Origin of the sequence: Streptomyces himalayensis subsp. himalayensis, assembly GCF_013778455.1 — a bacterium.
Taxonomy (GTDB): Bacteria; Actinomycetota; Actinomycetes; order Streptomycetales; family Streptomycetaceae; genus Streptomyces; species Streptomyces himalayensis.
Genome location: NZ_JACEHE010000001.1, coordinates 767,240 through 780,050, shown reverse-complemented (window position 1 = coordinate 780,050; position 12,811 = coordinate 767,240). Strand labels below are relative to the sequence as shown.

Genomic DNA, 12,811 nt, shown 5'->3' with positions numbered 1-12,811 from the left:
TGTCGCGGAACTCCCCAGGGCCGCCCGGTGCTGTGTGACGGCTGCGCCTGCAGGGACCCCTACTATGCCGTGTGACGATCGCACCGTACGGTACGGGGTAGCGTGGTGCGCCGCCAGCTCAAGTCGCGGCAGGACAAAGCAGCCAGATAATGCAAAGGGGTTGTACCGGGGGATGAGCACTGCGACCAGGTCCCGGCGCCGGAACGGCAGCCGTCGCGCGCAAGGAAACCAAGGGACGGAACCCGCACAGCAGCCCGCAACCCCCGGTCGCGTGAGCCCGGCCGCGCCGTCGCTCTCGAGGCGCCCCGGCAGCATCGGCCCGATCCGCGTCCAGTCGCTGGTCGGCCTGGAGTTGGCCGCGGCAGCGCTCCTGGTCGGCTGGCTGCTGCGCCCCATCGGCATCGTGGTCGGTATCGTGCTGGCCGTACCGCTGGTCCTGTCCGGGTTGCTGCGCCGGCGCGGCCGTCCGCTGCCCGAGTGGTTCACCATCGCCCGTGCCTTTCGGGACCGCCAGAAGCGAAACGCCGAGCCCGTACCGCCCGGCACGGACCCCGGCTTCGCTCCGGCCGTCGAGTGCGACCCCGCCCTGCGCACCTACTCCTTCCGCGACCGCGAGCAGCGCGAGATCGGCATGGTCGGTGACGGCACGTTCGTCACCGCTCTGGTGCAGGTGCAGGCCGTGGACACGCCCCTGCGTCCGGCCCGCGGCACCCGGGAGATCCCCCTCGATCTGCTGCAGGGCCTGCTCGAAGTGGACGACATCCGGCTCGCCTCCGTGCAGGTCGTCCAGCACACCCAGCCGGCGCCTGCACCGCACCTGCCTTCGCAGGCCATGGCGGCCCGCTCCTACGCGCAGCTGCAGGCGCAGAGCATGACGCCGGGTCTGCGGCTCACCTGGGTCGCGCTGAAGCTCGACCCGGAGCTGTGCCCGGAGGCCGTGGAGGCCCGCGGCGGCGGGATGCAGGGTGCCCGGCGGGCGCTGCTGCGGGTCGCCGACCAGCTGGCCAGCCGCCTCATGGGAGCAGGTCTGAAGGCCAAGGTGCTGAGCGAGTCGGAGATCGTCTCGGCCATCTCCACCTCCAGCTGCGTCAACCCCATGGCCACCACGAGCGGTGCCGCCCTCGACGGCAGCCGCTCCAACCGCCGTACCGCCGAGAGCACCCGTGCCTGGCGCTGCGACGGCCGCTGGCACACCACGTACTGGATCTCCCGCTGGCCGCAGCTCGGCGACGGCGCGCTGGGGCTGCCCTGGCTGGTCGGCGCGCTGACCTCCTCCCCCGCGCTCGCGAGCACCTTCTCGCTCAGCATCAGCAAGGCGAGCGGCAAGGCCCTGGCCCTGTCCGGGCACGTGCGTCTCACCGGCCGCAGTGAGAATGAACTGACCGAGGCCCGCCGTCATTTGGAGGGGGCCGCATCCCAATTCAAGGTCGGCCTGGTGCGGCTCGACCGTGAGCAGCTGCCCGGAGTTCTGGCCACCCTGCCGCTGGGAGGTACTCGCTGATGTCCGCCCCCACCGCTCCCGCCACCGGCCGCGCCGGCTTCGGATCCGCGGCACCCGGCTTCCCCGGCCAGCGCCCCGGCCACCTGCCCCGCAACCCCGAACCGGCCCCGGTGGAACCGCAGCGACGCCTGCGGGCGGCCTTCGGTCTGCTCGGCCCCCGGCGTGAGCGCCACCTCGTGGACGCCGAGGCACTGTCGCGGCTGACGCTGCCCGTCGGCGACGACGGCCTGATCCTCGGTATCGACGGCGGCAACCAGACGGCGGTGCTGGGGCTGTGCCGGCCCACGCGGCTGGACGTCGTGCTGGTCGGCGGCACCTGGATGGCCCAGGTGATCGCTCTGCGCGCTGCGGCCACCGGCGCGCGCGTGGCCGTGGAGACCGCGCGCCCCCAGCTGTGGTCGCCGATGGCGCAGGCGGCCGGCGGCGGCCAGCAGTGTGTGACGGTGCACCCGGTGGGGCGGATGGCCCCGCAGGGCCCGTCCTCGTCCAGCCCGGTTCTCATCATCCGCGACCTCGGCGCCCGCCCGCCGCGCGGCCGCATCACCGCGGCGCCGTGGCAGTCGGTGCTGACCCTGGTTCCCTACCTCGGCCCCACGGCACCGCGCCTGCTGTCCAACGCCGACATCGTCGGGGTGCAGCGGATCTCCCCGCAGGAGGCCGCAGTGCTCGGCAAGATGATGCGGCTGGGCCGGGACGACGTGGCGAACCTGCCGTCCCTCTCCGACAACGTGGCCCTGTGGTGCACCCGCAAGGACCGCCAGTACGTGATGACCCAGCCCACCGACGCGGAGAGCCACCTCCTCGGGCCCGCACGCCGTATGGACTGAGAAGCCATCCGCTGCTCCGGATGCGATGAGTTGCCGCCTGCGAGGCTTTCACGGGTGAACGAACGTGAAAGCCTCGCAGAGGTTTGGTGACCAGGCGGAATCACCGAGTGGGACCCCCGAGGCCAAGTAGGGTGATCGGGCACGCGGTTCGCTCATCGGAAAGGGCCCCTTCACCATGGCTGAGGCACACGACAGCGCCACGGGGACGCAGGACGAGGACGTCAGGGCACGGAAGGAACGGGAGCGGGACGAGCTGTACGCCCTGGACATCTCGGATGTCGAGTGGCAGAGCGCGCCTGGCGCCGAAGAGCACGAGGAGCGGGTGGAGATCGCCTATCTGCCGGGCGGAGCGGTGGCCATGCGGTCCTCCCTGGATCCGGACACCGTACTGCGTTACACGGAGGCGGAGTGGCGGGCTTTCGTGCTCGGCGCGCGGGACGGCGAGTTCGACCTCGAGCCCGCTCCTCACAACGGAGGGCTCGCGGGCGAGTAGCCCCGCCATCGAGCCGTCCGGCCGGCATCACCCGACGTCAAGCCGTCCCGCCGACGTCACCCGACGTCAAGCCGTCCCACCCGACTTCACCCGAGTCAAGCCGTCCAGCCCGACGTCACCCGCCAGCAAGTTGACCGGCCCGATACCAAAAGCAGACGCATTGGCCAAGACAGGGCGAACAGGAAGAGGCAGCGACCCGGGGGCACCTCCCAGGCCCTTGAGGCACTGAGGAACGGTCGATACGGAGGCGGGCGGCCCCGCCATGTGGCGTCCCCGACGATTAGGCTTGGTACGGGTGCGGCGTCAGAACCCACGGGTGAGTTGTTCGCGTCCAGGGGAAGCCAGGCGGATCGGACAACAGGAACGGTCGCCCCCAGCCCGGCACATGAGTGCTCATACGGCACGAGGGTGCTCGACCACACCAGGAGGATTTGTGCAGAGCGATCGGGACGGGATGCCCGGGGGCTGGGCCACGCCCGGCGATGACCAGTCCGACGCGGAGTCCGCCGTCGAGACGACGGGCGAGTTCATCATCGACTATGCCGCGCCTGCCTGGTACACGGGGAATGCCTCGGCCGACGTGGAGGAGGTGCCCTCCGCTCCCGCCCCAGCGCACTCCCCCGCTTCCGCACAGCCCTCCGGTCCTCAGCCGGCGGCTCCCGCCGCACCGGCTCCTGGGCCGGGTCCCGTTCCGACGTACTCGTACGGGGGGGCGGCCGGTGTGACGCCGCCTCCGCCGGTCGGCAGTCCCATCGCGGCGCCCAGCCTGTCCGAGGCCAACGCTTTCCATTCCCCGTCCTCCGAGCCTCCGGCAGCGTCCGGGCCCTCAGCGACCACTGATTCGGCGGGATCCACGGGCTTCTCCGGCTCCGACGGGCCGGCCGCGTCGTCCGGCTCGACCGTGCCGTCCGGGCCGACCGTGTCGTCCGGCTTCGATGAGCAGGCGGCCACGGCGGGCGGCGCGGCGGCGGACGGCACCGCCGGAGCGGACAGGGTCGAGGCAGCCGAGGACGGGGATGCCGGTGCGGCCGACTCCCCGAACGCGCCGCGCGCTGCGGAGGACATAGCCTCGGACGGCGCAGAGGGCACCGGGACTCCGGTCTCTCTCCCGGACGGGAGCGAGGAGGCCGGTCGTCCCGAGCCGGGGGGTGCCCCCTCGGTAGATGACCCGGCCAGGCCGGACGCCACGCCCGACGCCTCGTCGGGCGCCACGCAGCACCCGGCTGAGAACGCGGCGCAGGGGGCGCCTGCCGCCCAGACGCCGACCCCGGTGCCCCCGGGAGGACTTCCGCCACTGCCGCCCTCGTTCCAGCCGGCGGCACCTGCCGCTGCGCCCCCGGCCGCGGCCCAGTGGCCCGCGGCCGCCGGGCAGCCGCCGGGGGCCGCCACCCCGCACACACCGGCACAACCGTCGCCTGCTCCGGGCGCGGCTCCTGCCCCGGCTCCACACGCCGGTCACAGCGGCTACGCGCAGCCGGCAGCCCAGGACCCCCAGGGCGGTTACGGCTTCCCGCAACCCGCGGCCCAGAACCCGCAAGGCGCTTACGGCTACCCCCAGCCCGCGGCTCAGGACCCGCAAGGCGCTTACGGCTACCCGCAACCCGCGGCCCAGAACCCGCAAGGCGCTTACGGCTACCCCCAGCCCGGGGCCCAGAACCCGCAAGGCGCCTACGGCTACCCCCAGCCGCCCGGCGCCGCTCCGGCTGCGCCGGCTCCGCAGGAGGGCCAGGGGGCCTACGGATTCCCTCCGGCTCCCGCCCAGCCCTCGACCGCGGCAACGCCCACGGCACCCGCTGCGGCTCCCGAGACGCCCAACGCCGGACCCCAGCAGGACGGTTACGGTTTCCCGCAGCCCGGCACACCGGGAGCGGCCGTACCGTCGCCCCAGCCGGGCGGTTACGGCTACCCGCAGCCGCCCGCCTCCGGACAGCCCCAGCAGCCGTCCCAGGCCCAGCCGGGTCAGCCGATGCCGCCTCAGGCCCCGGCCCAGCCCGGACAGCCGACGCCGCCTCAGGCCCAGGCCCAGCCGCAGCCCCAGCCCCAGCCGGGGCAGTTGCCCTTCCCGGGGCAGCAGCCGGGGACCCAGCAGCCGTATGCCCAGGCGCCCGGTCAGCCCCAGGTCGACCCCCTTACCGGTGGTGCCTGGCCGCAGCCCGTGCAGCACGACCAGCGGGAGCGCACCGCGCCGGGTGCGCCGCTCGGCTACAACGCCGCCGTCGAGCTGTCCGCCGACCGGCTGGTGAACAACAAGAGGCAGAAGGCGAAGAGCGGGCGTCCCGCAGCGGCCGCGTCCCGGTTCAAGATCGGCGGCAAGAAGGAGGAGCTCGAGCGACAGCGGAAGCTCGACCTCATCCGGACGCCTGTGCTGTCGTGCTACCGGATCGCCGTCATCAGCCTCAAGGGCGGCGTCGGCAAGACGACCACGACCACCGCGCTCGGTGCGACACTCGCCAGCGAGCGGCAGGACAAGATCCTCGCCATCGACGCCAACCCGGACGCGGGCACGCTCGGCCGCCGCGTGCGGCGTGAGACCGGGGCAACCATTCGTGACCTGGTCCAGGCGATCCCGTACCTCAACTCGTACATGGACATCCGCCGGTTCACGTCCCAGGCGCCCTCCGGGCTCGAGATCATCGCCAACGACGTCGACCCGGCCGTGTCCACGACCTTCAACGACGAGGACTACCGGCGCGCGATCGAGGTCCTGGGCAAGCAGTACCCGATCATCCTCACCGACTCGGGTACGGGACTGCTCTACAGCGCCATGCGCGGAGTGCTCGATCTCGCGCACCAGTTGATCATCATCTCCACGCCGTCGGTGGACGGTGCGAGCAGCGCGTCCACGACGCTCGACTGGCTGTCCGCGCACGGGTACGCCGATCTGGTCTCGCGGTCCATCACCGTGATCTCGGGGGTGCGCGAGACAGGCAAGATGATCAAGGTCGAGGACATCGTCAGCCACTTCGAGCAGCGGTGCCGCGGGGTGGTCGTCGTGCCGTTCGACGAGCATCTGGCGGCGGGCGCCGAGGTCGACCTCGACATGATGCGGCCGAAGGTGCGCGAGGCGTACTTCAATCTGTCGGCGATGGTGGCCGAGGACTTCATACGGGCGCAGCAGCAGCAAGGGCTGTGGACGTCCGACGGGAATCCGCCGCCCACCATGGCTCCGCCGCTGCCGGGGCAGGGGGTGCCTGGGCAGCAGCCGTACCCGGGGCAGCCCGCTCCTGGTCAGCCGTACCCGGGGCAGCCGTTCCCGGGGCAGCCCGGACCCGGACAGGCCGCTCCCGGGCAGCCATTCACGGGGCAGCCCGGGCAGCCGTATCCGCAGCAGGGGCAGCAGCCCGCGCCGCCCTTCCAGCAGGGGCAGGCCCCGCCGCCTCAGCAGTAGCCTGCCGGTTCGCACCGCACGGCCCGTACCGTTTCCCGGTACGGGCCGTGCCCGTTATCTGAAGCGCACCCGCCGTCGTGGGTTGTGCCCACCCTCCCCCATTGCCTAAAGGGCATGGGAGGTACCCCCATCGCCCTGCGGAACGATTGCCCACAACAGTAGGCGTCAGGCGCTGGCCTGGGCGTCGTCACCGGTCTCTACCAATGGGCGTGACATTGCCGTCAACTCGTTATTTCCGCAGGCCACATGGGTTTCTTGTGCCGTTGACTGGTGCAGACGAGCGCTGATAGACACTCAGATCTACCAGCTGGCGACCCTTGATCGACACGATCGGCAACGATCGGCAAGCCACCCCTGCACGAGCGATGACGCGAGGTCACCGACCATGGACACACCAGCTCAGCAAGACCGGCACGGCAGAGGGCGTACCCATCACCGCCGTCCCCTGCGTCTCCTCCTGGCCGCCGGTGCCGCGGCGTTCACTCTGACGGCCGGTCTTGCGACACCGCTCAACCCTGCGCCCGAGCGGGCCAAGGCGGCCGACGACGGCAAGAAGGTCCTGACGGTCGCGGTGGCGCAGAGCGTCGACTCGCTGAGCCCGTTCCTCGCCCAGCGTCTGCTCAGTACGAGCATCCACCGGCTCATGTACGAGTACCTGACCAACTACGACCCCAAGGACAACCACACCATCCCGGGCTTCGCCACCGAGTGGGAGCCGTCCGCGGACAAGCTGACCTGGACCTACACCATCCGCTCCGACTCCACGTGGTCGGACGGTGAGAAGGCCACCGCGGCCGACGCGGCCTTCACCTTCAACAAGATGATGACCGACGAGGGCGCCGCCACCGCGAACGGCAGCTTCGTCGGCAACTTCAAGAAGGTGACCGCGCCCAGCCCCACCAAGCTGGTCATAGAACTGAAGAAGCCGCAGGCGACCATGGCGGCCCTCGACGTCCCGATCGTACCCGAGCACATCTGGAAGGACGTCGACGACTACGCGAAGTTCAACAACGACGAGACGTTCCCGGTCGTCGGCAACGGCCCCTTCGTCCTGACCGACTACAAGGTCGACCAGTACGTGCGGCTCAAGGCCAACAAGACCTTCTGGCGCGGCGCGCCCAAGTTCGACGAGCTGGTCTTCAAGACGTACAAGGACCAGGACGCCGCCGTCGCCGCCCTGCGCAAGGGCGAGGTGTCGTTCGTCGCCGGCGCTCCCGCGCTGACGCCCGCTCAGGCCGCCTCGCTCAAGGGCGAGAAGAACATCAAGGTCAACGAGGGTCCGGGCCGCCGCTTCTTCGCGCTGGCCACCAACCCGGGTGCGCAGACCAAGGACGGCGAGAAGTTCGGCGACGGCAACAAGGCCCTCCTCGACCAGAGAGTCCGGCAGGCGCTCTTCCTGTCCGTCGACCGCAAGACGATCATCGACAAGGTCTTCCAGGGCCACGCCGTCGAGGGCGAGGGCTACATCCCGCCGCGGTTCTCGACGTACTTCTGGAAGCCGTCCGACAGCCAGAAGCTCGCGTACGACCCGGAGAAGGCGGCCGAGCTCCTCGACGAGGCGGGCTACAAGCTCAAGGGCGACCAGCGCGTCGGCAAGGACGGCAAGCCGCTCAACCTGCGCATCCTGTGCCACGCCACGGACCCGAACGACAAGGCGGTCGGCAAGTACCTGAAGGAGTGGTGGGGCGAGCTCGGCATCGGCCTGACGGTCAACTGCCTCGACGACGTCTCCGTGCCCTGGTACGCCGGTGAGTACGACCTCGCGTTCGACGGCTGGTCCGTCAACCCGGACCCCGACTTCGTCCTCGGCATCCACACCTGCGCCGCCCTCCCCGCAAAGGCCAAGGAGAGCGCCGCGACCGACAACTTCATCTGCGACAAGACGTACGACGAGCTGTACCAGAAGCAGCTTGCCGAGTACGACCCGGCCAAGCGTGCGGACATCGTCAAGCAGATGCAGTCGTGGCTGTACGACTCCGGGTACATGAACATCCTCGGGTACCCGAACGCGGTCGAGGCCTACCGCACCGACCAGATCAAGTCGATCCAGACGATGCCCACCGCGGCCGGCAACATCTACGGCCAGGACGGGTACTGGAGCTGGTGGTCGGCTGTTCCGGCCGGTGACACGAGCGAGGCGAGCGCCGGCGGGGACAGCGGATCGACGGGCGCCGTCATCGGCATCGTCGTCGCCGTGGTGGTCCTTGCCGCCGGCGGGATCCTGATCGCGATGCGCCGCCGCACCACGGCCGACGACCGCGAATAGCGGCACGGCGCCACCGTTTCAACGGCACACGCAACACGTTCAACGGCACACGCAACACGCGAAGGACGACCTCAGCACAACACTCGGCACGAGTAGCGAGAGTTCCCCCATGACAGCAGAGAGCACTCCGGCGCTCGTGCAGAGTGCGGACACCGACGGCGGCCCGGCACAGCCCGGGCCGCCGGCCGCCCGCGGTCCACGGGCACGCAACACCAGGGCCTATCTCCGGTACACGGCGGGGAAGATCGCCGGCGCGGTCGTCTCGCTCTTCGCCGTCCTGGTCACCAGCTTCTTCCTCTTCCGGCTGATCCCCAGCGACCCGGTGAAGCAGATGACGGGCGGACGCCCCGTCTCCGCCGAGCAACTCGAGTCGCTCAGACGCCAGTTCGGCCTTGATCTGCCGCTCTGGCAGCAGTTCACTGACTACGTCGGTGACGCGCTCACCGGTGACTTCGGGATGTCGTACCAGTTCCACTCCCCCGTCATCGGCAAGATCGCAGAGGCGGTCCCGGCGACGCTGCTGCTCACCGGCACGGCGTACGCCCTCTACACCGCGCTGGGCATCTGGCTGGGCACCCGCACCGCCTGGCGCAACGGCTCCAGGAGCGACCGCTTCCACACCGCGTTCGCGCTGACGCTCTACTCGGTGCCGTCGTTCTGGCTCGGTCTGCTGCTCATCATCGTGTTCTCGGTGGGGCTCGGGCCGATCCCGGGCCTGTTCCCGACGGGTGGTCTCGAGTCGGGCGGCGAGACCGGCTTCGCGTATGTCATCGATGTCGCGCACCACCTGGTCCTGCCGGTGATCACGCTGGTCGCGGTCGGCTATGCGCAGACACTCCTCGTCATGCGTTCCTCGCTCCTCGACGAGATGGGCAGCGATTACCTGACGACGGCCCGCGCGAAGGGGCTGCGGGACGATCTCGTACGGCGTCGGCATGCCGTCCCGAACGCGATGCTGCCGACGTTCACGCTGATGTTCGTGAACCTGGGGCATGTGGTGGCGGGACAGATCCTGGTCGAGACGGTGTTCTCCTGGCCGGGCCTGGGCGGACTGTTCTACCAGGCGCTCAGCGTGCCCGATCTCCCGCTCGTCCAGGGCCTGTTCTTCGTCTTCGCCACCGCGGTGATCCTGGCGAACACCCTTGCCGACCTGCTGTATCCGCTGCTCGATCCCAGGGTGGGCCGATGACGACGGAATCGACGGCCGCGGAACCGGCGGCCTCCTCGGAGCCCACGGACGTGGACTCCACGGCTGCGGAGAACTCCGCTTCGACCGGGACCCCCAAGAGCCCCCGCGCTCTGGCTCGCGCCCGCAAGCGCCAGTCCCTGGCCCGCTTCTGGCGCGCGTACCGCTCCCACAGGAGCGGCCTGTGGGGCCTGGCCGCGCTGGTCCTGATCGCGCTGATCGCCCTTGCCGCGCCGCTGCTGGCCGGTGCGGACGCGCAGAGCGTCACCGACACGCCGGGCGGTCCCCTCGAGTTGCCGAGCGGTGAATTCCCCCTCGGCACCGACCAGTTCGGCCGGAGCGTACTGGCGCTGCTGGTGTGGGGCGCACGTGTCTCGCTCACGGTGGGCCTGCTCGCGGCGGTGCTGTGCGTGGCGATCGGCACGGTCGTGGGCATCGTCGCGGGTCATTTCCGCGGCTGGTACTCGACCGTCCTGATGCGTGTCACCGACTGGTTCCTGGTGATGCCGACCCTCGTCCTCGCCATCGCGCTCGCCACGGTCATGGACCGCTCCATCTGGACCGTCATCCTGGCGATCGGCGTCACGACGTGGCCGACCACGGCCCGTCTGGTCCGCGCCCAGACGCTGGCCGTGGAGTCCCGCCCGTACATCGAGCGCTCCCGCGCCCTCGGCGGCGGACACGGGCACATCATGCTCCGCCATGTCCTGCCGAACGTCATGCCGCTCGTGCTCGCGCAGACCACGCTCGTGATCTCCAGCGCGATCCTCACCGAGGCCACGCTCGCCTTCCTCGGCCTCGGCGATCCGACGATCACCTCCTGGGGTGGCATGCTGCAGGACGCGCGGGAGGCGGGGGCGGTGAGCGCGGGCGACTGGTGGTATCTGGCGCCTCCCGGCATCGCCGTCGCCGTGGTGGCACTGGCGTTCACGCTGTGCGGCCGCGCCATCGAGTCCGTCCTCAACCCCAGGCTGGGGGTGTCCCGTTGAGCATCCAGGAGACGTCGAAGACGACGAAGGCTGCGAGTACGAAGGCTGCGAGTACAGGGCAGGCGCCCCTGTTGGACGTACGCGACCTGGAGGTCACGTACGCGGGCGGGGCCGCCGCCGTGCGCGGCGTGAACCTCACCGTGGAGGCCGGGCAGAAGCTCGGCATCGCGGGCGAGTCGGGCTGTGGCAAGTCGACGCTGGCGCTCGCGCTGCTGAGGCTGCTCCCCGCCGGGACGAAGGTGTCGGGGGAGATCCTGCTGGACGGCGAGGACGTGCTCACCATGAAGTGGGGGCGGGTCCGGGCGGTGCGCTGGGCGGGCGCCTCGATCGTCTTCCAGGGCGCGATGCACTCGTTGAACGCCGTGCACCGCGTAGGGGACCAGATCGCCGAGCCGATCCTCCTGCACAGGAAGGAGACCCCGGCAGGCGCGAGGCGGAAGACGGGCGAGCTCCTCGAACACGTGGGGCTTCCCGCGTCGCGCGCGGACGCGTATCCGCACGAGCTGTCGGGGGGTCAGCGGCAGCGCGTGATGATCGCGATGGCGCTGGCCTGCGATCCGCGCCTGATCATCGCCGACGAGCCGACGACGGCGCTCGACGTGATGATCCAGGCGCAGATCCTCCGCCTCATCGAGCAGCTCGTGGCCGAGCAGGACCTCGGTCTGATCATGATCAGCCACGATCTGGCGGTACTGGCCGACACGTGCGACAGGCTCGCGGTGATGTACGCGGGGCGTGTGGTCGAGGAGGGGCCCGCACTGCAGGTGTACGAAGATGCCCGGCACCCGTACGGCAAGGCCCTGTCGGCGGCGTTCCCGCGCATCGGCGACCCGGCGTCCCGCTTCGCCCCGCGCGGCCTGCCCGGCGACCCGCCGGACCCGTCAGTCCTGCCCTCGGGCTGTACGTTCCATCCGCGCTGCGCGGTGGCGCTGGACTCCTGCGCGAGCGAGGACCAGGCGCTGCGGGAAGCGGGGCCGGCGCGGAGGGCCGCGTGTGTGCACGTGGCCGACGCGGAGGGGTCACCTCCCAGGCCCTCAAGGCACTGGGGGAGGCCCGAGGCCGAGGCCGCAGGAGACGCAGGAGAAGCGAGGAGCAGCACGTCATGACCACCTCCCCGTCCACGTCACCGTCGCCCTCAGAGAGTCCGACGTCCTCAGAACCCCTCCTCAGCGCCGTCGACCTGCGGGTCACGTTCCCGGGCCGACACGGGGCGCCCGACGCCAGGGCCGTCGACGGCGTGGACCTCGACATCAGGCCCGGAGAGATCGTCGCGCTGGTCGGTGAGTCGGGGTGCGGCAAGACGACGCTGGCCCGCTCGTTGCTGGGGCTGGTGCGGCCGACGTCCGGCCGGGTCACGTTCGGCGGCGGACCACTCGACTACGGGTCGCGCGCGCTGAAGGCGTACCGCAAGCGCGTCCAGCTGGTGCTGCAGGACCCCAGCGGGTCGCTCAACCCGCGGCACACGGTGTACGACGCGGTGGCGGAGGGCCTGCGTATCCACGGCTACGCCGGGGACGAGCGGGCGGCGGTGGCGGAGGCCCTTTCGCGGGCCGGCCTTAGGCCCCCTGAGCGCTTCTTCCTCCGTTATCCGCACGAGCTGTCGGGCGGCCAGCGGCAGCGCGTCGTCATCGCGGGCGCGCTGGTGCTGGAGCCCGAACTGATCGTCGCGGACGAGCCGGTGGCCTCGCTGGACGCCTCGGTGCGCGGCGAGATCCTGGCACTGCTGCTGCGCCTGCGGACCGACCTGGGTCTGTCCGCGCTCGTCGTGACCCACGATCTGGGTCTGGCCTGGAACATCGCCGACCGGGTCGCGGTGATGTACCTGGGGAGGATCGTCGAGACGGGCGACGTCGAACAGGTCCTTACGGCACCTCGTCATCCGTACACGCAGGCGCTGCTGTCCGTACTGCCCGAGGCGGGAGGCGACCCGGTGGTGCTCACCGGCGAGCCCCCGGACCCGTCCCGCATTCCGTCCGGCTGCCGCTTCCACGCCCGCTGCCAGATCCTCGCGAGCGGCGAGGCGGCGGAGGCAGGGGTCGCGGATGCCTGCCGGACGCAGGACCTGCCGGTGCTCGACGGTGCTGGTGGGGCCCAGGTGGCCTGCCATTGGGCGGCGGCCCGTACAAGCGACAGTGGCGCGCTGACGCAGGCAGGCTGAGGG

Annotated in this window: 9 protein-coding genes; all 9 read left to right on the top strand. The window is 71.0% G+C overall.

Annotation, left to right across the window (positions count from 1 at the left end):
• Nucleotides 1-172: 172 nt before the first annotated feature.
• The 9 genes from eccE (at nucleotide 173) to H1D24_RS03350 (ending at nucleotide 12,808) form a co-directional block, all read left to right on the top strand.
• Nucleotides 173-1,501: a type VII secretion protein EccE gene (eccE, locus tag H1D24_RS03390; protein ID WP_181655795.1), complete on the top strand. Its 1,329-nt coding sequence runs from the start codon at nucleotides 173-175 to the stop codon at nucleotides 1,499-1,501.
• Nucleotides 1,501-2,328, top strand: a complete 828-nt coding sequence (locus H1D24_RS03385) for a hypothetical protein (RefSeq protein ID WP_181655794.1) — start codon at nucleotides 1,501-1,503, stop codon at nucleotides 2,326-2,328. The genes eccE and H1D24_RS03385 overlap by 1 nt, the downstream gene beginning before the upstream one ends.
• Before the next feature lie 175 nt (nucleotides 2,329-2,503).
• Nucleotides 2,504-2,821, top strand: coding sequence for a DUF397 domain-containing protein (locus tag H1D24_RS03380; RefSeq protein WP_181655793.1), 318 nt, complete (start codon nucleotides 2,504-2,506; stop codon nucleotides 2,819-2,821).
• 433 nt (nucleotides 2,822-3,254) lie between these two features.
• Complete coding sequence (locus H1D24_RS03375) at nucleotides 3,255-6,209, top strand: SCO5717 family growth-regulating ATPase (protein WP_309484184.1); 2,955 nt, start codon at nucleotides 3,255-3,257, stop codon at nucleotides 6,207-6,209.
• A 385-nt stretch (nucleotides 6,210-6,594) separates the two neighbouring features.
• Nucleotides 6,595-8,475, top strand: coding sequence for an ABC transporter substrate-binding protein (locus tag H1D24_RS03370; protein ID WP_181655791.1), 1,881 nt, complete (start codon nucleotides 6,595-6,597; stop codon nucleotides 8,473-8,475).
• 109 nt (nucleotides 8,476-8,584) lie between these two features.
• Nucleotides 8,585-9,664, top strand: a complete 1,080-nt coding sequence (locus tag H1D24_RS03365; protein ID WP_181655790.1) for an ABC transporter permease — start codon at nucleotides 8,585-8,587, stop codon at nucleotides 9,662-9,664.
• Complete coding sequence (locus tag H1D24_RS03360; RefSeq protein ID WP_181655789.1) at nucleotides 9,661-10,650, top strand: ABC transporter permease; 990 nt, start codon at nucleotides 9,661-9,663, stop codon at nucleotides 10,648-10,650. The genes H1D24_RS03365 and H1D24_RS03360 overlap by 4 nt, the downstream gene beginning before the upstream one ends.
• Nucleotides 10,651-10,718: 68 nt before the next feature.
• Nucleotides 10,719-11,756: an ABC transporter ATP-binding protein gene (locus H1D24_RS03355; protein ID WP_374064126.1), complete on the top strand. Its 1,038-nt coding sequence runs from the start codon at nucleotides 10,719-10,721 to the stop codon at nucleotides 11,754-11,756.
• Complete coding sequence (locus H1D24_RS03350) at nucleotides 11,753-12,808, top strand: ABC transporter ATP-binding protein (RefSeq protein ID WP_181655787.1); 1,056 nt, start codon at nucleotides 11,753-11,755, stop codon at nucleotides 12,806-12,808. Before H1D24_RS03355 ends, H1D24_RS03350 begins: the two co-directional genes overlap by 4 nt.
• Nucleotides 12,809-12,811: the final 3 nt, after the last annotated feature.

Coding starts and splice junctions, on each gene's coding strand:
- eccE (WP_181655795.1), top strand. CDS start 173: ATGAGCACTGCGACCAGGTCCCGGCGCCGGAACGGCAGCCGTCGCGCG.
- H1D24_RS03385 (WP_181655794.1), top strand. CDS start 1,501: ATGTCCGCCCCCACCGCTCCCGCCACCGGCCGCGCCGGCTTCGGATCC.
- H1D24_RS03380 (WP_181655793.1), top strand. CDS start 2,504: ATGGCTGAGGCACACGACAGCGCCACGGGGACGCAGGACGAGGACGTC.
- H1D24_RS03370 (WP_181655791.1), top strand. CDS start 6,595: ATGGACACACCAGCTCAGCAAGACCGGCACGGCAGAGGGCGTACCCAT.
- H1D24_RS03365 (WP_181655790.1), top strand. CDS start 8,585: ATGACAGCAGAGAGCACTCCGGCGCTCGTGCAGAGTGCGGACACCGAC.
- H1D24_RS03360 (WP_181655789.1), top strand. CDS start 9,661: ATGACGACGGAATCGACGGCCGCGGAACCGGCGGCCTCCTCGGAGCCC.
- H1D24_RS03350 (WP_181655787.1), top strand. CDS start 11,753: ATGACCACCTCCCCGTCCACGTCACCGTCGCCCTCAGAGAGTCCGACG.